Source organism: Conyzicola nivalis (genome assembly GCF_014639655.1).
In the GTDB taxonomy this organism is placed as follows: Bacteria; Actinomycetota; Actinomycetes; order Actinomycetales; family Microbacteriaceae; genus Conyzicola; species Conyzicola nivalis.
The window spans coordinates 306731-323604 of record NZ_BMGB01000001.1 but is presented as its reverse complement, the minus strand read 5'-3'; the positions used below and the strand labels follow the sequence as shown (position 1 = coordinate 323604).

The following is a 16874-nucleotide window of genomic DNA, read 5'->3' as shown; positions in this document are numbered from 1 at the left end:
CTGCTACCCTAGTCAAGCACCTGGGCCCCCATAGCTCAGGGGATAGAGCACTGCCCTCCGGAGGCAGGGGCGGCAGTTCGAATCTGCCTGGGGGCACCGCAGAACCAGCCGGCCACGCGCTCGGTCCCTGAGCTTGTCGAAGGGCCGGCGCAGCCACTGGGTCGCATGCCTCCGCGACACCGATAGTCTCGCAAAGTGTTCGCATACGAAATAGGCTCCGGCACCCCGGTGGTGCTGCTGCACGGATTCGGTCTGGATCATCGAAGCCTGCTCCCGCTGGAGCCGACACTCGAGCGCTCGGGTCGATGGCGACGGATCTACCTCGATCTTCCGGGTGCGGGCGGCTCGCCGGTGGGTGCTGTTCGAAGCACTCAGGAGGTCGCGGACGCGGTCGTTGGCGAGATCCTGACGCGTGTCGGCGACGAGCCGTTCGCCATTCTGGGAAATTCGTTCGGCGGGATGATCGCCCGCTATGTCGCCCATGAGCTGCGCACGCAGGTTCGCGGACTCGCCACCGTGGCCGGGGTATTCGTCGCCCCTCACGATCAGCGAGAAGTGCCGCCACGTATCGTGCTGAGGCGAGAAGCCCGCATCGAGCCGATTCTCGGAGGTGCGGTCGAGCAGTACCGCGAAGATGCCGTTGTCGAGTCGACCGACGACGCACGGGCTTTTATGCGATTCGTTCTGCCCAGTCTGGAAGGCGCGGACACGCACGCCTTAGATCGCATTTCGCGGAGTTATTCGCTCGACGCCGAACCCGAGATCGCGCACCCCGAGCCTTTCGTGCAACCGAGCCTGCACATCACCGGCAGACAGGACGATGTCGTCGGCTTCCGCGACGCCTGGAGCCGCATCGACCACTATCCGCGTGCGTCGTTCGCCGCACTCGACGCGGCCGGTCACAACATCCTGTTCGAGCAGGCTGACCTGTGCTCAGCCCTGATCGCCGACTGGCTCGCCCGCATTGCGCAGGAAGACGATCAACCAGCTGAAGATCAGTAGAAAAGCAATGAGTTCGACCGCGGTCAGGTTGAAGTAGCCGGTCGCGAAGAGAATCGCCAGCACGACTATCGCCGCGACGAACACGTAGCCGAGAAGCACGAAAATGCGCGGCATCGAGGGCACGAATCGCCCGAGCCCGACGCCGAGCACCACGAACGTGATCGCCATACCGGTGGCGGAGATGTTGTGCAGCGTGATCGACCGGTCGAGCGGGAAGAGGCCGACACACGCGAGCAGAACGCCCATAAGAACGAGCCCGCCGCGCACGATACCGCGGCCTCGTTCCTCCTTCGGGTTCGTCACCGGAAGCGAAGCTGTCGCGAAGTGGGCGATGACGGTCACGATCACCCCGGCCACGATGAGCGTGATGTTGAACGCGAGCGCCGACACGTCGTCGGGGATGCCCAGGGTGCTGAGGTTCTTCTGCCACCAGAGGGGGTCGGTGGCGCTCAGCATGCTGGCGAAGCATCCGACCACCAGGAAAACGACGAGCACGAGCGAGAGCAGCATCGGCGTGAGGTGCACGGCGGAGAGGAATACGGCGTACGCGGTCACCGCGACCGCCGCTGCTGCTAGCACGGCCGCCGAGATCGGGAACACGACGGCACCCTGGAAGCTCCGTTCCAACAGGCTCGCCAGGCCGAGCCATCCCAGCAGTGCGATCCCGCCGTGAGCGAGGGCGGTCGCCGCGATGTCGTACCAGCGCAGTCGCACCCCCGGAGCCCTGAGCCTGTCGTTCGACCGTGCGCCGGGTGTCGAGCCGCCGCTGACGAGGATGCGGGCGGCGACGAACACCACGATCGTGGCGAGCGCGGCCGTGAACGCGACGTACTGGCCGATCGAGCCCGGCCCGGCGATCGGCACGTCATAGCCCCAGAACACGAAGACCGAGACAGCGGCGACCACGACGAACACGGCCGCGCCCACCATGAGTGCGGCGGATTCGAGCGATTCGGAGTTGGCGACAGGATGACGCAGCAACCGTCTCATCGGAATTGGGCGCTTCGTCGAAAGCTGCGGTTCGTTGATCAGCATGTCAGTTCTGGTCGCGGAGATCTTTGCCGTGCGCGACGATCGCGTAGATGATGAGCACGTCGATTCCGATGACGATGAACGACCACCACGGCTGAACGGGTACGAGGATCATCTGCACGATGGCGCTCGCCACGGCGAGAACGACGGCCACGATGCGCGCCCAGGTCGCCCCGCCGAAAAGCGCGATACCGGTCGGAATCGTGAGAGCGCCGATCAGCACGTTCCACCAACCCCAGCCCTCCACGTTGAAGACGAGGAGCTCGCCGTTGACCACGCCGAAATAGGCATCTGGTCCGAGGAGCGCCGCGAGACCTTGGATGAGGTTGAAGATGCCGCCGACGATGAGGATGACACCGGCGAAACGCACCCAGTCGGTCCAGCCCGACCCACTCCGATACCCTGTCGCGTTGCTCATGATTCAGTCCTTTCGTCGAGTGTCCGGTCATTCCGCGATCGTGACGGGCACGTCGTCTTCGGCGTGCGCGGGGATGGTGGCGACCGGGCGCTGAACCAGCTCGAGAATCGCCAGGGCGAGGGCAGCGAGAACCAGCGTCCACAGCGTGAGCCCCACGGTGACGGGCCGCACGAACAGCACGATCGCTGCGCCCACCACCGCTATGGCGGCGCGCAGAACGCCGCGCCGCAGGTAGATCCACTCGCCCGTGCGACCGGTCGTGATGCCCCGACGCTCGGCCGCGGAACGTGTCCGCGCTGCTCCCTCTCGCGCGAAACCCCGCAGTCGTCGCGGAACGTCGAACGATCCGGCGAGCCAGCCCACCACGGCGACGGCAACCGCGAGCACCAGCACCGCTATCGCGGTGGCCCGCATGTCCGCGGCGACCGTCTCGTAGAGCAGCCCGGCCACTCCGGAGGGAACCAACGACGGGCTGATCGAGGCCACGAGCGCGAGATTGCCGACCGCCAGTGCGACGAGGGTCAGCAGCATGGCGGCAGCGAGGCCCACGGCGGCCCAGATGAGCGCCACCGAGCGACGTCTCGCGACGAGAACCCCCGCCGCGAGCAGCAGTATGGCGATCCACGGGAGCCAGGTGCCGGCGGCCAGGGCGAGCCCGTAAGCGAGCTGCGCGGAAGGAAGCGCGTCAGACTGCGCGACGACGATAGTGCGGTCGACGTCGGGAATCTGGTTCGCCAGATCGATCCCCTGATCGACGAGCGCGGTCTTCACCGCGTCGACGATCGGGCCGAGCTGTATCCCGATCTCGCCGCTCGAGCCGATCGCGATCGCTGCGTCGGGATCGTTCTCCATCAGGGCGACGAGCTGGGCGTGGCTCAACCGCAGAGCAGACTCCCACACGTCGGCGAACGCGTCCGAGGCGACGAACGTCGTCACCCCGCTTCGGATCAGCGACTCGACCCCCGACGCCGCCGGGCCCTTGAGCAGTTCGAGCGCCTGGGTGGCGGCCGGTCCGGTGCCCAGCTCGGTGATTCCTTCGATGACGTCGTCGGTGATCTGGGCGATGTCGATCTGGTCGTTGATCACGTCGATCGTGGTGTCGGTGATGTAGGCCTGTATCTCCGGGTCGTCGGCCAAAGGGGCGTACGCCGATACGAAGCGGTCCGTGTCGGTGAGCGCCACCCGTGCCCACGAAGCGACCACGGCCACCGGGGCCAACAGCGACCCGAGGGTGATGAGTACGACAGCGAAAAGCGTCCACCCCCAGCCGCGCCCCTTCCTCACCGGTTCGACGTCGGCGGGAACACTCGACACCGGATGCACGAGCTCGAGCTCGAGCTCGCGAAGCTCCCGGTTCTCGGCCTCGAGTTCTTCGACCCGCCTCAGCAGGTCGGCGTTGGACAGGTTTGCCATGGGTTCCTCGCTCGTGTCCTCAACGGTGTGGCAAGAGCAATGCTGGCGCGCCCCTCCGCGCAGAAGATCACCCCTTAGGCGTGAAACCGGGTCGACATCCGTGATATCCCTGTCCCCGGGTCATCCGCATCGCTACCATTTCGCACACCGGTCTCGAACGGAAGGCGACGATGGACTATCCCCGGGTCGGCGACCGCCCGTCGGCATCGACCGTTCGCACTCTGGTGGCCCGTGACGGCTGGATCTCGCTGTTCATCGCCGTCGCCGTCGCAGGCGGAACCGCGATCCTGCCCGTGCTGTGTATCGCGATCCTGCCCGCTTGGCTTCTGGTCTCCCGTGGGCCGGAAATGATCGTGCACGAAAAGTCACACGAAGGAGAAACCCAATGACCCAGGAGGATCCTGCACCCGTGGACGGCGCTGCCGCCGTGTCGATCGACGGCAGGCAGTTCAGGTTCGTCGGCACGGCCAATGCGGTGTTCGAACCGGGAAGTCTGGTGGTGTTCGGGGGTACGAGCGATGCCCGCCAGCTCGGGCAGGTCGAGTCCGTCAGCTTTTCGGTGGATGGCGCCCCGCACGGAGACGGCCGGGTCATCGGAACGCTCGCCGACGGAGGCACACGCGTCGATCATCGGCGAACGTCCCCCTTCGCCGCCGCCTCCGTGCGGGCGGCAGACGCGGCGACGATCGAGGCGATGTACACCGGCACGGATGTGACGTTGCCCATCGGAACCTTCCTGGCCGCCCACCATGTGGCGGCCCGTCTGATGCCGAATCGATTCAACCGGCACACGTTCTGGTGCGGGCAGAGCGGCTCCGGCAAGACCTACGCGCTGGGCGTCGTGCTCGAACAACTCCTTCTCCACACGAGCCTGCCGATGGTGATCTTCGATCCGAATGCCGACTTCGTGCGCCTCCGTGAACCGGCGGCGGCGCCCGCCGATGCGGTGTCGCACGGCACCCTCGCGGAACGCGACATCCGCATTCTTCGACCTTCGTCAGGCACTCCCCTGCGGGTGCGTTTCACCGACCTGGCCATGCCGGCCAAAGCGGCCGTTCTGCGGCTGCATCCGCTCGACGACAGGGCCGAGCACAACGAGCTGATGCACTTCGAGGAGACCGTCGGGGTGCTGCCGCCCCACAAGGTCGTCGCCGGGTTGGTACAACGGGGAACGCCCGCGGCGATGGAACTCGCGGCCCGCATAGAGAACCTTCGGGTGACCGACTGGAGCGTGTGGGCCGCGGGTCTCGAAACGGTGACCGACATCGTCGATACCCGGCCCGACGCGACCGTGCTCGATCTAGGCGGATTCGCCTACCCCGACGAATCACTCGTGGTCGCCCTGGCCCTACTTGACGACCTGTGGGCGAAACGGGAGCAGCGGCGTCCGATCCTGATCGTCATCGACGAGGCCCACAACCTGTGCTCGCCCGAGCAGAATTCGCCGTTACACGTGGCGGTGAGGGAACGGATCATCCAGATCGCGGCGGAGGGACGCAAGTTCGGACTGTGGCTGTTGTTGTCGACGCAGCGGCCGTCGCGGATTCACCCCAGCATCATGTCGCAGTGCGACAACCTCGCACTGATGAAGATGACGTCGCCGGTGGACCTCGACGAACTGGGCACGATCTTCGGGTTCGTGCCGCAGGCCATGCTCGCGAGGGCGGCGCGGTTTACCCAGGGCGAGGCGCTTTTCGCGGGAGGGTTCGTTCCGGCGCCCACGATGGTGAAGATCGGCGAGCGGCTCACTCGCGAGGGCGGCGCCGACGTGAGCGTTCCCCTCCGGCGCCTCTAGGACAACTCAGGCGGCGTGCGCCGGAGTGGGGGTGCCCGCGAGAGCCCGCGCTTTCAGCGCCTCGAATTCGGCGGCGGTGATCGAGCCGCCGTCGAGGAGCGCGCGAGCCTTCGCGATCTCGTCCGCCGACGACGTCGAGGCCACCGTGCGGATGTAGTCATCCGTCTGGGCGCGCGCACTCTTCGCGTATTCCAGCTGCCTCTCGCTCATCTTGCCGCCCCGAGCGATCAGGTAGACGACCGAGGCGAGGATCGGCAATACGACGAGGAAAACGACCCATGCGGCCTTGGCAAAGCCGCCCAGCGACTGGTCGCGGAATACGTCGAAGATCAGGCCGATGAGCACGGCGATGAACGAGATGACGATGTATGCCCAGAAGAAGTACCCGATGAATTCCCAAAAGTCCATGGTCGGCAGCCTTTCCAGATGTCGCGGCAGCGGGTGTGCCGTCGAGTCACCGTAGCCATGCGGCGGACAGACAGACCTCACCCCGTGGGTGTGACGCTCACTGCAGGGCGGAGGTCAGTCGGGCGACGCCGTCGAGCACCATCGAACCGCGCGGCTCCTTGGCCCATTCGTCGAGTGTGAGTTCGCGGCTCACGGCACGGTAGTCCGCCTCGACCCTGCGCATCTGTCGCACGAACGACTCGCCGTGTACGACGAGTGAGATCTCGAGGTCGAGAGCGAACGAGCGGATGTCCATGTTGCTCGATCCGATCACGGCGACCGAGTCGTCGATAGAGAGGTGTTTCGCGTGCAGGATGTAGGGCGCCGGGTACATGAAGATGCGCACTCCCGCAGCGAGCAGCTCTCGGTAGTACGACCGCTGAGCGTGGAAGACCGGTCCCTGATCGCCGATTTCTGACACGAACAGCTGCACCTCGAGGCCCCGCTGGCAGGCCGAGGTGAGCGCGTACATCATCGCCTCGTCCGGCACGAAGTAGGGGCTCGTGACGATCGCGCGCTCCCGTGCGGAATGGACCAGCGCGAGAAACAGTCGGAGATTGTTCTCGCTGTCGTAGCCCGGGCCGCTCGGCACGACCTGGCAGTCGACGGCAGCATCAGACGTGTCGGCGACGACGTCCGCGACCCGCACGTGCTCGTGCATGATCAACTCGTCGGTCTCGCTGTACCAGTCGGAGAGGAAGATCGCGTTGATCCCGCTCACGACCGGGCCGGTGACCCTGGTCATGAGTTCCTGCCACATGAGGCCGCGCTTGAGGTTCTTTGGGGCGTTATAGCTGCGGTCGATCAGGTTCTGCGAGCCCATAAACGCGACGTCGCCGTCCACGACGACGAGCTTGCGATGATTGCGCAGGTCGGGCCGCTGGTATTTGCCTTTCAACGGCTGCACTGGCAGCATGTAGCTCCACCTCACGCCGATGCGGTCGAGTTCGGCGATCGTCTGCGTGTTGCCGACCGCCCTGACGGATGCCACGTGGTCGAGCAACACTCGCACGGAGACACCGCGGCGAACGGCCGCCTCCATCGCCGAGAAGAACCCGGCTGTCGTCGCGTCGAACGACACGATGTAGAACTCGATGTGCACGAAGGTGGTCGCTTCGCGTATGGCCCCCGCCATCTCTGCGATCGACCGCTCATAGTCTTCGATGACCACGGCCGTATTGCCGCCGACAATCGGTACTCGGCCGAGCGCACGATTCATGGTGACGACGGGTCCGAACCACTCCGGCCAGTCGTCTGGTCGAACCACGGGCGCCATCTCGTTGCTGCGCTCATCGATGAGCCCGTCGATTTCTTTCTGTCTCTCGCGTCTCTTCCGCGGGAGCTTCGGGCTACCGATGAGCAGGAACAGGAAGATCCCGATGAACGGGATGAAGAAAATCGCGAGGAGCCACGCCATGGCCGAACTGGGTTTCCGATCGCGCGGGATGACGATGATGGCGGCGACCCGGATCGCAAAATCGACGAGCACGGCGATGATCCACACGAGATTCGTCGCCAGCACTCCATCCACTATTCGCCTTCCGTTCCGCGACGCCGTCTTCGTGTGCGCCGACGACGCTATCTCCGGCTCGGCCACCGCGCATCATCCTTCGCGTGTGACGTGACTGACGAGGCGCGCGAGTACCGTCGAGCGACCGACAGCACCGCTGCATCAGAGGGTGGAAACGATGACCGAGCTACCGACGCCGGCACCGGCGAGGGGCACGTCGTTGGGTGGCTACGTTGTTGTGCTGCTTCTCGTCGCGGTGTCGTATGCCCTGTGCGCGGCGCAGGTGACGTCGAATACGAGTTCGGTCGCCTTCCTGGTGCAGCTCGCGACGGTCGCGGTGATCTTGCGGGTGGCACGGGTCAACGAGCGGGCGCGCCGGGTGGGATGGGTGGTGCTGGCCGTCGCCGGGGCGGCCGCCATCCTCGTGTGGGCAACCGGCGCGCAGGGCCGCGTGCTCGACATAGTCCTCTCCGCGGCATCCGCATTCGCCTATTTGATCGCCCCGGCGGCGGTCATCGCGCATCAGGTGCGGCGTCGGCGCGTCGACGGGCAAAGCCTGCTCGCCGCGGTCGTGGCCTACGTGCTGGTGGGCATGTTCTTCGCATTCCTCTACAACGTTGTGTCGCTCGCGACGGGTGTACCGATGTTCGGTGAGAGTGCGGATGATTCGTTGACGAGTCAGCTCTTCTTCTCGTTCACCACCCTGACGACAACCGGCTACGGAAATCTCATACCGGTGGGCGCGGTCGGCCAGACCGTCGCAATAGCCGAAGCGATAACCGGACAGCTCTTTCTGGTCATCGCGGTGGCGCGGGTCGTGGCGGGCTGGGAACGCCCGAGCCAGTGATGCGCGGCACGGTTGTGGATTCGACTGCGGAGCGGAACCATGTGAACAGCGACGCGCGGACCGGAGCTGCAGCCGACCGAGGAGGAACGACGATGGCCACCCTTTCTGTCTGGAAGTTCGACACGGCGACGGGCGCCGACGACGCGGGTCGGACGCTTCAGGCGCTCCACGACCGCGCACTCATCACGGTTCACGACGCGGCAGTCGTGTCGTGGGCCGCCGACGACAAGAAACCCAAGACGCGCAGCCTCGACGAGTCGATCGGCGCTCTCGGCGGGGCGTTCTGGGGGTTTCTGCTCGGCCTGATCTTCTTCGTTCCCCTGCTCGGAACCGCGATCGGTCTGGCGACGGGGGCCCTCACCGCGTCTCTTCGGGACGTCGGGATCGACGACGCCTTCATCGACCGGGTGAGGGAATCGGTGACCCCGGGCACATCGGCGCTCTTCGTGCTCTCCAGTGACGCGGTTACCGATGAGGTGCGCAAGGCGTTCGCCGGCACCGAGATGGAACTGATCGAGACGAACCTGAGCGCGGACGACGAGCGGGCGCTGCGCGAGGCCTTCGTCGGCTGACAACACCTCGGGCGTGATGCTTTCGGCGCTATACCGACGTCGGGGCTCGCCCGATCTGGTGCAGCACCGGAGCGCAGCAGGCACCGCCGTCGCCGCCCTCATCGAAGGCGCCGGATCCGCCGCACACTCCCGTGTCCGGCAGCACGAGGTCGGAGCGCGCCGCAGCGTCGTGGTCTCCGGCGAGCGCCGCGACGACGCTGCGCACCTGCTCGTACCCGGTGAGGGCGAGGAAGGTCGGCGCCCGCCCGTAGGATTTGGCGCCCACAAGGTAGAAGTTCTTCTCCGGCTGGGCCAGGTCGCTCGCGCCGGTGGCCCGCACCGAGCCGCAACTGTGAAGGTTCGGATCGACGTTGGCCGCGATGCGAACCGGCGCCTGCAGCGTCGAATCGAGCTCGAGGCGCAGTTCCGACAGGAACGAGAGGTCGGGGCGGAAGCCGGTGAGCACGAGCACCCGGCCGGCGACGGCAAGCTCGCGCCCGTCTTCGGAGGCGAGCATGGCACCGTCTGACGTCGCGGTGATGGACTCGACCCGGAAGCCGGTGACGAGGTCGACCGTTCCGGCCTCGACGGCCGCCCTGGCGCGGACGCCGAGCGCGCCACGGGCGGGGAGCTCGTCGGCGTCGCCTCCGCCGAAGGTGTTGCCGACGGTCCCGCGCCGCAGCACCCAGGTGATGCGCGTACCCGGGTGGTCCTTCGCGATGCGGGCGAGTTCGTTGACCGCCGTGGCGGCGGAGTGTCCGCTGCCGACGACGACGGAGTGCGTGCCCGCGAACGGAGCAGGGGACGAAAGGTCGGGGATGCGGTAGGAGACGAATTCGGATGCCGCGCGCTCACCCAGGGCGGGTAGCCCGTCGGCACCTGCCGGGCCGGGTTGCGCCCAGGTGCCCGACGCGTCGATGACGGCGCTCGCGGCGACGCGCGATTCGACGCCCGCCGCGTCGGTCACGTGCACGGTGAACGGCTGCTCCCCGCGGCCCGCGTCGACGAGGCGGTCACGCCCGGCCCGCCCCACCCCGGTCACCCGCGAGCCGTAGACCACCCGGTCGCCCAGGGCGGCCGCGAGTGGCGCGAGGTAGTGCGAGATCCACTGGCCGCCGGTCGGGTACCCCTTCTCCGGAGCCACCCAGCCGGTCGGCTCGAGCAGGCGGACCGCGGCCGCGTCGACGAGCTCGCTCCAGTCGGAGAACAGGCGCACGTGGGACCACTCCGCCACGGCGGCAGCCGGGCGGGTACCGGCCTCGAGCACCACGGGCGTCAGCCCGCGCTCGACCAGGTGGGCAGCCGCGGCGAGCCCCTGCGGTCCGGCCCCGATAACGACGACGGGCAGTTCGTTCATCGCTCACTCCTCACGTCTGGCACTCCGATGCATCGAGACTCGTCGATACATCGACATTTGTCAATATGACTGGCATGATCGATACATGACCACGATGCTCCCCCGCCCCGCGACCGACGGCACAACGTGCTGTGCCACCGTCACCGGAGGAGCGCTCGACGTCGACCAGGCCGAACGCATGGCCCACGTCTTCAAGGCCCTCGGCGATCCCACACGCGTGCGACTGCTCTCGCTCATCGCCGCGAGCGTCGACGGCGAGGCCTGCATCTGCGATCTCACCGAGCCCGTCGGGCTGTCCCAGCCCACGGTGTCCCATCACATGAGCAAGCTCGTCGCCGCCGGCCTCGCCACTCGCGAGCGGCGCGGTAAATGGGCCTACTACCGTGTCGTGCCGGAAGCACTCGACTCGAGCGCGCGAGCGCTGCTCTCGTCGTGACCGCCCCGGTCGCGCGCGACCCGGGCTCTCCCAGCCGGCCCGGCACCGCGCGCACCAGCGTCCTCCGACGCCGCATCCGCATCATCGTCGGCATCACGATCACGTACAACGTCGTCGAAGCCGTCGTGGCGCTCACCGCCGGCACGATGGCCTCGTCGGCCGCCCTGATCGGGTTCGGGCTCGACTCGATCGTCGAAGTGCTCTCGGCCGCGGCCGTCGCCTGGCAGTTTGCCGCGCCCGATCCCGAAAAACGGGAAAAGGTCGCGCTACGGGTGATCGCCGTGTCGTTCTTCGGTCTCGCCGCCTATGTCGTTTTCGATGCGGGCCTGTCGCTTTTCGGCGTGCGCGAGGCCGACCACAGCCCCGTCGGCATCGTGCTCGCCGCCGTGAGTCTGGCCGTCATGCCCCTGCTCAGCTGGTTCGAACGTCGCACGGGAACGGAGCTCGGGTCGGCCTCCGCGATCGCCGACTCGAAACAGACCCTGATCTGTGCGTATCTCTCCGCCGCCCTGCTCGTCGGCCTCTTGCTCAACGCGCTGCTCGGCTGGGCGTGGGCCGACTCCGCGGCTGCGCTCGTCATCGCGGTCTTCGCGCTCCGCGAGGGTCGCGAGGCGTGGAGGGGCGAGGGGTGCGCCGAGCCGCTCTCCGCTCTCACCGGAGAGCGCGCACCGCACGAGCACCATCACTGAAGTACCTAGCGCGCCGTCGCCGCCCGCGCAATGAGGGGTTTTTCCAGCGTCCTGCGGCGTACCGTGGCACGCACCTCAACGAAAGAAAGCGGGTGCACCATGAGTGCTGGAGACAAGATTCAGAACGCCGCCGAGAAGGCAGCCGGCAAGGCCAAGGAAGCCCTCGGCAACGCGACGAACGACCACGACACCGCCCAGGAGGGTCGCAACGACCAGACCAAGGCGAGCGCCAAGCAGGCCGGCGAGAACATCAAGGACGTCTTCAAGTAAGACTCCGACCAGACAGACCGAAGGCCCCGGCGGAATGCGCCGGGGCCTTCGGTCTGTCTGCGACCAGGGTCGGTCGAGGGCTATCGGCGCTTCGGCGTCGCGTCGCCACGAAAGTACTTCGCGCCCCTGCCCGTCCACAGCAGGACTCCGACGACGAGGGCGACGCCGATCGCGATGAGTCCCTGCACCGGTTGGCCCGAGATCGCGAGCCACGCGCCACCGGCGGCGTGCGCGATGATGACGGCCAAGACCACGGTCCGCGCTCGGACGCTGCCGCGATAGATGCCGGCGCTCGCCAGCAGCAAGCCCGACCCGAGCAGGATGGCCAGCACCGACGACCACGTCGCGCTCGTGGCATCCGAAGCCGTCTCCTCGACGACCACGGGCAGAAATACCAACGAGAGCACGCCCGTCGCAAGCTCGATCGACCCGAAGACGGCGCACAGCGTCGCGACGAAGGCCACTCCCCGTGGCCGGGCAACTCTTCGAGCCACCGACGCCCCCTCTCACGCAGGGGCGACACTATCCCCACGCGAGAGGCGCCGGGTCACGCCATTCGGGTGACCCTACAGCGAGTCCAAAGTGGCGTCGTGGTGCTCGAGAGGCGTCGCCGACGGCTCGCCGTCCGCGGGGTCGGCTCCCATCGCGAGCTGAGCCCAGACCACCGGCATGCCCGGGGAGAACAGGATGTCAACGCCGGGACCGCTGTTCAACGGCGGGATGTTCACGTATCCGCCGCCGTTCTGGATCGCCTTCAGAATCTGCTCGCGCAGCTCGGTGATCGGTTCCGGAAGGAAATAGTCTTTGCCGTCGACCGTCAGCCTGTTGATGATCACTGAAACCCCATACTCCTAATTCCGAGGGCGCAATTACCACTCGACCTCACACGTTACCCTTGACCGAAGGCAGTTCACCGCCTTCGCGCCGATCGCGCACCCTTTCCGCGCCGGAGTTCACTGACTTGAGACGAGACCGCACGTGGGTTACCTGAAATACAACAGCGAAGAGTTCGAGTTCGACGACCGAACTGCGACTCACCTGCAGATCGCGATCAGTGCGAAGCTCCGGCGCGCCGAGCACTTCTTCCTCACCTGGGAAATCCACCACAAACAGGGCAGCGGTCGTCACTCGATCTGGATCGACAACGGCGTGCCCCTGCACTTCTTCTACTCTGGTTCGCGTGCCGCCAGCGTGAACCGCACCTGGCTCGACCAGTTGATGCTCACTGCGGCCACACCCCTCGGCATGCAGGTCGGCGAGGAGCCGGCGGAGAAGCCGGCGGTCCCCGAAGAAGACTGATCGTGCCCGACACCCAGCCGTACTCGCGGCTCAACGACCGATACCAGATCCTCTCGCTCATCGGCAGCGGCGGCATGGCGTCGGTGTACCGCGCCCACGACGAGTTTCTCGACCGCGAGGTGGCGGTCAAGCTGTTCAACGCCCCGCTCGGCGAGATCGCCGAAGTGTCGAGCCAGGAGCACGAACTCCAGGTTCTCGCGCGGCTCAACCACCATGGACTGGTGACCCTCATCGACGCGGGAATCGTCGCCAACAAGAACCGCGCCAGGTCCCGCATGTACCTCGTGATGGAACTCGTCACCGGTTCCACGCTCAAGACCCTCATCGAGACCGAGCCCCTCACCGGTCTCGAGATCGCCCAGATCGGGTTCGACATCGCCGAGGGTCTGCAGTACATCCATGGCAACGGGGTCATCCACCGCGACGTGAAGCCGGCGAACATGCTGATGGTGCGTTACGGCGGCAACGCCGAGCGTCGACGCGCCAAACTCGCCGACTTCGGCATCGCCGTCCTGATGGAGACGCACGTCTCAGACTCGGGCGAGACACTCGGAACGGCCGCGTACCTGAGCCCGGAGCAGGCGATGCGCGACACGATCCAGCCCGCCTCCGACGTCTACTCGCTCGGGCTCAGCCTGCTCGAGTGCTTCACCCGTAAGAACGAATTCCCCGGCACCCAGCTCGAGAGCGCCACCGGCCGTCTCGTGCGCGACCCGGTCATCCCCGCGACGCTCTCGGCGCCGTGGGCCGACCTGCTGTCGGCCATGACGGCGCGCGAGCCCGCGGACCGCCCGTCGAGCACCGAGGTCGTGCAGGCGCTCGGTGAGCTCATCGGGCTGGAACGCAAGGCGGAGGCGGCTCCGACGGTGCCCGCGGGTGTGCAACCGGCCGCTCCGGCGGTGGCCGAAGTGTCATCCGAAGCCTTCTCGCGCATCTCGCGCATCGCCTCCCGACTCCTCAACGCCGCGATCATCATCATCGTCGCCAACGAGAACGGCGAGCCGAACATCGTCTCCCACGTGGGCATCGACGCGCACCTGATCGACCCGACCGCCCTGCTGGTCGACCCGCGCGACAGTCCGAGCCCCCTGCTCTCCGGCAGCTCCTACATCCGACGGGTCACGGGCGCGGTGCTCTCGGGCGAGGACGGACGTCAGCTCGGAACGCTCTGGGTTCTCGACGAGCGACAGCACATGGCCTCGGCGTACGACGAGCAGAATCTCGCGGATGTCGCGGCTCTCGCCGAGCGGGAATTCGAGTTCTCGCGCACTCCCGCCGTGGCGCCCGCGCCGGGCGCGCCGACGCTCGCATAAGCGGCGGAGTAGTGTACGGGTAATCGTCGACACAAAATTGCCATTGCAAAAGGGTTGACGGACAACGAGGCTTGTGTGATTGCAAGGCCGTCGAAGAGATCCGGAGTGCGAAGTGAATCTAGTGTCCGACCTTCACGGCGCGGTGACCCGCGGTGAAATCGTAGCCCTCTTCCAGCCGCAGATCGACGTGCACACCCGTCAGATCGTCGCCGTCGAAGCTCTCGCCCGCTGGAACCACCCCGAACTCGGTTCGGTACCGCCCGACATCTTCATCCCGATCGCCGAGGAACACGACCTCATCAACGAGATCGGCGACTTCATGATCGACGAGGGTTGCCGCCTGGCGGCGGAATGGCAGGCTCTGGGCCGCAGCATCGACGTCGCGGTCAACGTCTCCGCGGCCCAGTTGCTCGATCTGGAGTTCCTCGACCGCGTTCAGGCCAACCTGCAGCGCCACTCGCTCTCACCCGAGTGCATCATCGTCGAGGTCACCGAATCGCTGCCGATCGCCGACGTGCCCGAGGTGAACGAGCGGCTCATCGAGCTGCGCGCTCTCGGGCTGGGTATCTCCGTCGACGACTTCGGAACCGGACATTCGTCGCTCGACCGACTGCTCGTGCTGCCGGCGACCGAGCTGAAGATCGACCAGTCGCTGATCCGCGGGCTGCACACCGCCCCCGCCGTCCTGCGCGACGCGGTCAGGACCGCCCACGACTTCGGACTCCGGGTCGTCGCCGAGGGCGTCGAGACCGAGGAACACTTCGAACGCTGCATCGAACTCGGGTGCGACCGCGCCCAGGGTTTCCTGTTCAGCCGCCCCACCACCGAAGCCGAGATCGCGCAGCTGCTCACCGTCTCGTAGCGGCGTCCGACTCCCGATCCGCGAGCCGCCGGTCGCGCAGGGCGGTCACTCCCACCGAACCGACCCAGACGAGCCACGGGAACGTCGCGAACAACGCGATAGCCGGACCGCCGGCGGAGAAGAACGTCGGCTCGTTGGTTCCGGCGAACATCGTGGGCACCGCCGCCGCGTTGAGCGCCGCGACGACGTAGGCGAGCCAGCCGGTCCACCGCGGCAGCGCACCCGACAGGAAGATCACGTGCGCCGCGGCCGCCGCCACGAGGGCGGTGAGCACGCAGCCCATCGAGCCGAACATCTGCGCGTGTCCCTCGGTGAGCGCGCGCACCACCGTGGGATCGGAGACGGCACCGATCGAATCGAGGGCGGCGCCCGCCTCCATCGCGTCGCCGACGAGGGTGACCCCGACGAAGACGAGGCCGGCGCCGAAGGCCAGGTCGGCGATCCACTCGATGTCGGGGCGCGTCTTCGTGATCAGCTGGCGGAAGCCGGCGAGGAACACGATGAGAAACGCCATCAGGAAGGTGTCGAGCAGGATCACGATCAGCGTCGGCGTGCTGGCCGAGGCCATGAACTCGGCAAGAGCCTCACGGTCGTCGAGACGGGGCCGCTGACCGACGAGGAAGGTAGCGACGGATGACTCGACGAGGGTGAGTATCGCGACGACGATGCCGGCCACGCCGGTCCACAGCCGTGGGTCGGGTGCCTGCCGGATGAGTACGCGCGAGTCTGCGCGGGCGCTGAGATTCATCGGTTCGCTTTCTCGGGGATGGACGAACCCCGCGACCACGGTGTCAGATCCGGACCGGGATAGCCAGCGGCGCGGCCGCGCGTGATCCGGACCCACGGCACGAGGTTAGATTGGACGGGTGACCACCGAACTTTCCGACGCCGGGCTCGAATTCGTCTCCGACCGCCACCTCGCCATGCTCTCGACCATGGCGCGCGACGGCGCCATCCATCAGATCGCCGTCGGCTTCACGCTGCACGACGGGGTCGTGCGCATCATCACGAGCGACGGCACACAGAAGGTGCGCAACATCGAGCGCGACGGGCGCGCCACGGTCGGGCAGGTCGACGGACGCCGCTGGATCAGCTTCGTCGGCAGCGCCGTCATCGAACGCGACCGCGCCGACATCACCCTCGCCGAGAACCTGTACGCCGCCCGCTACCGCCAGCCGCAGCCCAATCCGAAGCGGGTCGTGATCCGCATCGACGTCGACCGCGTGCTGGCCTCGGTCGGACTGCGCGCCTAGAAGCCGGTGTTCGAGTACTCGCTCGCCGAGAACAGCACGACGAAGAAGATCACGTAGGCGATAGCGGCGAGGATGCCCAGGCCGATGAACACGTAGCTCAGGATGAGACCGGCCTTCGCCAGACCCTCGCCCTGCTCACCTGTGCGGCGGATCTGCCCGAGCGCGATGTGGCCGGTGATCACCCCGGCGATAGGCATCAGGAACGCCGCGACGAGCGAGATGATCGCCAAAACGTTGGTGCCGGGTGCGGTCGGGTACGCGCCGTAGGGCGGCGGCGTGACGGGAGTCGAATACTGGGCGGGCTCGGGGACTCGGGGAAGATCGCTCATGTGCCGAGCGTAGCGGCATAGCCGGCCCGATTGCTCCTATCGGCGCCGATG

22 protein-coding genes and 1 tRNA gene are annotated in these 16874 nt (G+C 66.9%); 13 read left to right on the top strand and 10 right to left on the bottom strand.

From position 1 onward, the window contains the following. The first annotated feature begins 24 nt into the window (after nucleotides 1–24). Both IEV96_RS01675 and IEV96_RS01670 read left to right on the top strand, forming a co-directional pair. Nucleotides 25–96, top strand: a tRNA-Arg gene (locus IEV96_RS01675). 99 nt (nucleotides 97–195) lie between these two features. Further along, complete coding sequence (locus IEV96_RS01670; protein ID WP_188508975.1) at nucleotides 196–1002, top strand: alpha/beta fold hydrolase; 807 nt, start codon at nucleotides 196–198, stop codon at nucleotides 1000–1002. Here IEV96_RS01670 and IEV96_RS01665 read toward each other — a convergent pair. Genes IEV96_RS01665 through IEV96_RS01655 form a run of 3 tightly spaced genes read right to left on the bottom strand, consistent with a single transcriptional unit; the run spans nucleotide 934 to nucleotide 3865 of the window. Then, nucleotides 934–2037: a DUF998 domain-containing protein gene (locus tag IEV96_RS01665; protein WP_188508974.1), complete on the bottom strand. Its 1104-nt coding sequence runs from the start codon at nucleotides 2035–2037 to the stop codon at nucleotides 934–936. The two genes, IEV96_RS01670 and IEV96_RS01665, sit on opposite strands and share 69 nt — an antisense overlap. Before the next feature lies 1 nt (nucleotide 2038). Continuing rightward, a complete protein-coding gene (locus IEV96_RS01660; protein ID WP_188508973.1) occupies nucleotides 2039–2452 on the bottom strand; it encodes a DUF7144 family membrane protein in 414 nt (137 codons plus the stop codon). 27 nt (nucleotides 2453–2479) lie between these two features. Continuing rightward, nucleotides 2480–3865, bottom strand: a complete 1386-nt coding sequence (locus tag IEV96_RS01655) for a hypothetical protein (protein ID WP_188508972.1) — start codon at nucleotides 3863–3865, stop codon at nucleotides 2480–2482. 170 nt (nucleotides 3866–4035) lie between these two features. On the opposite strand from IEV96_RS01655, the gene IEV96_RS01650 reads away from it, so the two are divergent. Both IEV96_RS01650 and IEV96_RS01645 read left to right on the top strand, forming a co-directional pair. After that, the gene (locus IEV96_RS01650; protein WP_188508971.1) at nucleotides 4036–4254 is read left to right on the top strand and encodes a hypothetical protein; all 219 of its coding nucleotides are present in this window, start codon (nucleotides 4036–4038) and stop codon (nucleotides 4252–4254) included. Further along, on the top strand, nucleotides 4251–5660 hold the full coding sequence (locus IEV96_RS01645) for an ATP-binding protein (protein WP_188508970.1): 1410 nt from the start codon (nucleotides 4251–4253) through the stop codon (nucleotides 5658–5660). Before IEV96_RS01650 ends, IEV96_RS01645 begins: the two co-directional genes overlap by 4 nt. A 6-nt stretch (nucleotides 5661–5666) precedes the next feature. On the opposite strand, the gene IEV96_RS01640 is transcribed toward IEV96_RS01645, so the two are convergent. Beyond that, nucleotides 5667–6068 carry an SHOCT domain-containing protein gene (locus IEV96_RS01640; RefSeq protein ID WP_188508969.1) on the bottom strand — a complete coding sequence of 134 codons (402 nt, stop codon included), beginning with the start codon at nucleotides 6066–6068 and terminating at the stop codon, nucleotides 5667–5669. A 97-nt stretch (nucleotides 6069–6165) separates the two neighbouring features. Beyond that, nucleotides 6166–7638: a cardiolipin synthase gene (cls, locus tag IEV96_RS01635; RefSeq protein ID WP_188508968.1), complete on the bottom strand. Its 1473-nt coding sequence runs from the start codon at nucleotides 7636–7638 to the stop codon at nucleotides 6166–6168. Between the two features lie 157 nt (nucleotides 7639–7795). Between cls and IEV96_RS01630 the strand changes: the two genes are divergently transcribed. Both IEV96_RS01630 and IEV96_RS01625 read left to right on the top strand, forming a co-directional pair. Further along, entirely contained in the window at nucleotides 7796–8464 is a 669-nt protein-coding gene (locus IEV96_RS01630; protein WP_188508967.1) for an ion channel, read from the top strand. Nucleotides 8465–8556: 92 nt separating this feature from the next. Then, the gene (locus IEV96_RS01625; protein ID WP_188508966.1) at nucleotides 8557–9036 is read left to right on the top strand and encodes a DUF1269 domain-containing protein; all 480 of its coding nucleotides are present in this window, start codon (nucleotides 8557–8559) and stop codon (nucleotides 9034–9036) included. A gap of 28 nt (nucleotides 9037–9064) precedes the next feature. Here IEV96_RS01625 and IEV96_RS01620 read toward each other — a convergent pair whose 3' ends face one another. After that, nucleotides 9065–10372 carry an NAD(P)-binding domain-containing protein gene (locus IEV96_RS01620; RefSeq protein ID WP_188508965.1) on the bottom strand — a complete coding sequence of 436 codons (1308 nt, stop codon included), beginning with the start codon at nucleotides 10370–10372 and terminating at the stop codon, nucleotides 9065–9067. Between the two features lie 85 nt (nucleotides 10373–10457). On the opposite strand from IEV96_RS01620, the gene IEV96_RS01615 reads away from it, so the two are divergent. The 3 genes from IEV96_RS01615 (at nucleotide 10458) to IEV96_RS01605 (ending at nucleotide 11767) form a co-directional block, all read left to right on the top strand. After that, nucleotides 10458–10808 carry an ArsR/SmtB family transcription factor gene (locus tag IEV96_RS01615; RefSeq protein ID WP_188508964.1) on the top strand — a complete coding sequence of 117 codons (351 nt, stop codon included), beginning with the start codon at nucleotides 10458–10460 and terminating at the stop codon, nucleotides 10806–10808. Further along, nucleotides 10805–11497, top strand: a complete 693-nt coding sequence (locus IEV96_RS01610) for a cation efflux transmembrane domain-containing protein (RefSeq protein ID WP_229732944.1) — start codon at nucleotides 10805–10807, stop codon at nucleotides 11495–11497. Before IEV96_RS01615 ends, IEV96_RS01610 begins: the two co-directional genes overlap by 4 nt. Nucleotides 11498–11596: 99 nt before the next feature. After that, nucleotides 11597–11767 (top strand): CsbD family protein, encoded by a 171-nt coding sequence (locus IEV96_RS01605; RefSeq protein ID WP_188508962.1) that lies wholly within the window; start codon nucleotides 11597–11599, stop codon nucleotides 11765–11767. Between the two features lie 80 nt (nucleotides 11768–11847). Here the strand turns inward: IEV96_RS01605 and IEV96_RS01600 are convergent, their stop codons facing one another. Both IEV96_RS01600 and IEV96_RS01595 read right to left on the bottom strand, forming a co-directional pair. Further along, a complete protein-coding gene (locus IEV96_RS01600) occupies nucleotides 11848–12261 on the bottom strand; it encodes a hypothetical protein (protein ID WP_188508961.1) in 414 nt (137 codons plus the stop codon). Between the two features lie 72 nt (nucleotides 12262–12333). Then, nucleotides 12334–12603: a hypothetical protein gene (locus IEV96_RS01595; protein WP_229732942.1), complete on the bottom strand. Its 270-nt coding sequence runs from the start codon at nucleotides 12601–12603 to the stop codon at nucleotides 12334–12336. 142 nt (nucleotides 12604–12745) lie between these two features. On the opposite strand from IEV96_RS01595, the gene IEV96_RS01590 reads away from it, so the two are divergent. The 3 genes from IEV96_RS01590 (at nucleotide 12746) to IEV96_RS01580 (ending at nucleotide 15241) form a co-directional block, all read left to right on the top strand. Further along, entirely contained in the window at nucleotides 12746–13066 is a 321-nt protein-coding gene (locus IEV96_RS01590; protein WP_188508960.1) for a DUF7882 family protein, read from the top strand. A gap of 2 nt (nucleotides 13067–13068) precedes the next feature. Then, on the top strand, nucleotides 13069–14379 hold the full coding sequence (locus IEV96_RS01585; protein WP_188508959.1) for a serine/threonine-protein kinase: 1311 nt from the start codon (nucleotides 13069–13071) through the stop codon (nucleotides 14377–14379). A gap of 121 nt (nucleotides 14380–14500) precedes the next feature. After that, on the top strand, nucleotides 14501–15241 hold the full coding sequence (locus IEV96_RS01580) for an EAL domain-containing protein (RefSeq protein WP_188508958.1): 741 nt from the start codon (nucleotides 14501–14503) through the stop codon (nucleotides 15239–15241). Here the strand turns inward: IEV96_RS01580 and IEV96_RS01575 are convergent. Then, nucleotides 15228–15989 (bottom strand): hypothetical protein, encoded by a 762-nt coding sequence (locus IEV96_RS01575; RefSeq protein ID WP_188508957.1) that lies wholly within the window; start codon nucleotides 15987–15989, stop codon nucleotides 15228–15230. The genes IEV96_RS01580 and IEV96_RS01575 overlap by 14 nt on opposite strands. 118 nt (nucleotides 15990–16107) lie before the next feature. Between IEV96_RS01575 and IEV96_RS01570 the strand changes: the two genes are divergently transcribed. Then, a complete protein-coding gene (locus tag IEV96_RS01570; protein WP_229732940.1) occupies nucleotides 16108–16494 on the top strand; it encodes a pyridoxamine 5'-phosphate oxidase family protein in 387 nt (128 codons plus the stop codon). Here the strand turns inward: IEV96_RS01570 and IEV96_RS01565 are convergent. Continuing rightward, nucleotides 16491–16823: a DUF4190 domain-containing protein gene (locus IEV96_RS01565; RefSeq protein WP_188508956.1), complete on the bottom strand. Its 333-nt coding sequence runs from the start codon at nucleotides 16821–16823 to the stop codon at nucleotides 16491–16493. The genes IEV96_RS01570 and IEV96_RS01565 overlap by 4 nt on opposite strands. Nucleotides 16824–16874 lie beyond the last annotated feature (51 nt).

What these genes read in the sequence shown, in the direction of transcription:
- IEV96_RS01665 (WP_188508974.1), bottom strand. Translation starts at nt 2,037, where the DNA reads ATGCTGATCAACGAACCGCAGCTTTCGACGAAGCGCCCAATTCCGATG.
- IEV96_RS01660 (WP_188508973.1), bottom strand. Translation starts at nt 2,452, where the DNA reads ATGAGCAACGCGACAGGGTATCGGAGTGGGTCGGGCTGGACCGACTGG.
- IEV96_RS01655 (WP_188508972.1), bottom strand. Translation starts at nt 3,865, where the DNA reads ATGGCAAACCTGTCCAACGCCGACCTGCTGAGGCGGGTCGAAGAACTC.
- IEV96_RS01650 (WP_188508971.1), top strand. Translation starts at nt 4,036, where the DNA reads ATGGACTATCCCCGGGTCGGCGACCGCCCGTCGGCATCGACCGTTCGC.
- IEV96_RS01645 (WP_188508970.1), top strand. Translation starts at nt 4,251, where the DNA reads ATGACCCAGGAGGATCCTGCACCCGTGGACGGCGCTGCCGCCGTGTCG.
- IEV96_RS01640 (WP_188508969.1), bottom strand. Translation starts at nt 6,068, where the DNA reads ATGGACTTTTGGGAATTCATCGGGTACTTCTTCTGGGCATACATCGTC.
- IEV96_RS01630 (WP_188508967.1), top strand. Translation starts at nt 7,796, where the DNA reads ATGACCGAGCTACCGACGCCGGCACCGGCGAGGGGCACGTCGTTGGGT.
- IEV96_RS01625 (WP_188508966.1), top strand. Translation starts at nt 8,557, where the DNA reads ATGGCCACCCTTTCTGTCTGGAAGTTCGACACGGCGACGGGCGCCGAC.
- IEV96_RS01620 (WP_188508965.1), bottom strand. Translation starts at nt 10,372, where the DNA reads ATGAACGAACTGCCCGTCGTCGTTATCGGGGCCGGACCGCAGGGGCTC.
- IEV96_RS01615 (WP_188508964.1), top strand. Translation starts at nt 10,458, where the DNA reads ATGACCACGATGCTCCCCCGCCCCGCGACCGACGGCACAACGTGCTGT.
- IEV96_RS01605 (WP_188508962.1), top strand. Translation starts at nt 11,597, where the DNA reads ATGAGTGCTGGAGACAAGATTCAGAACGCCGCCGAGAAGGCAGCCGGC.
- IEV96_RS01575 (WP_188508957.1), bottom strand. Translation starts at nt 15,989, where the DNA reads ATGAATCTCAGCGCCCGCGCAGACTCGCGCGTACTCATCCGGCAGGCA.
- IEV96_RS01565 (WP_188508956.1), bottom strand. Translation starts at nt 16,823, where the DNA reads ATGAGCGATCTTCCCCGAGTCCCCGAGCCCGCCCAGTATTCGACTCCC.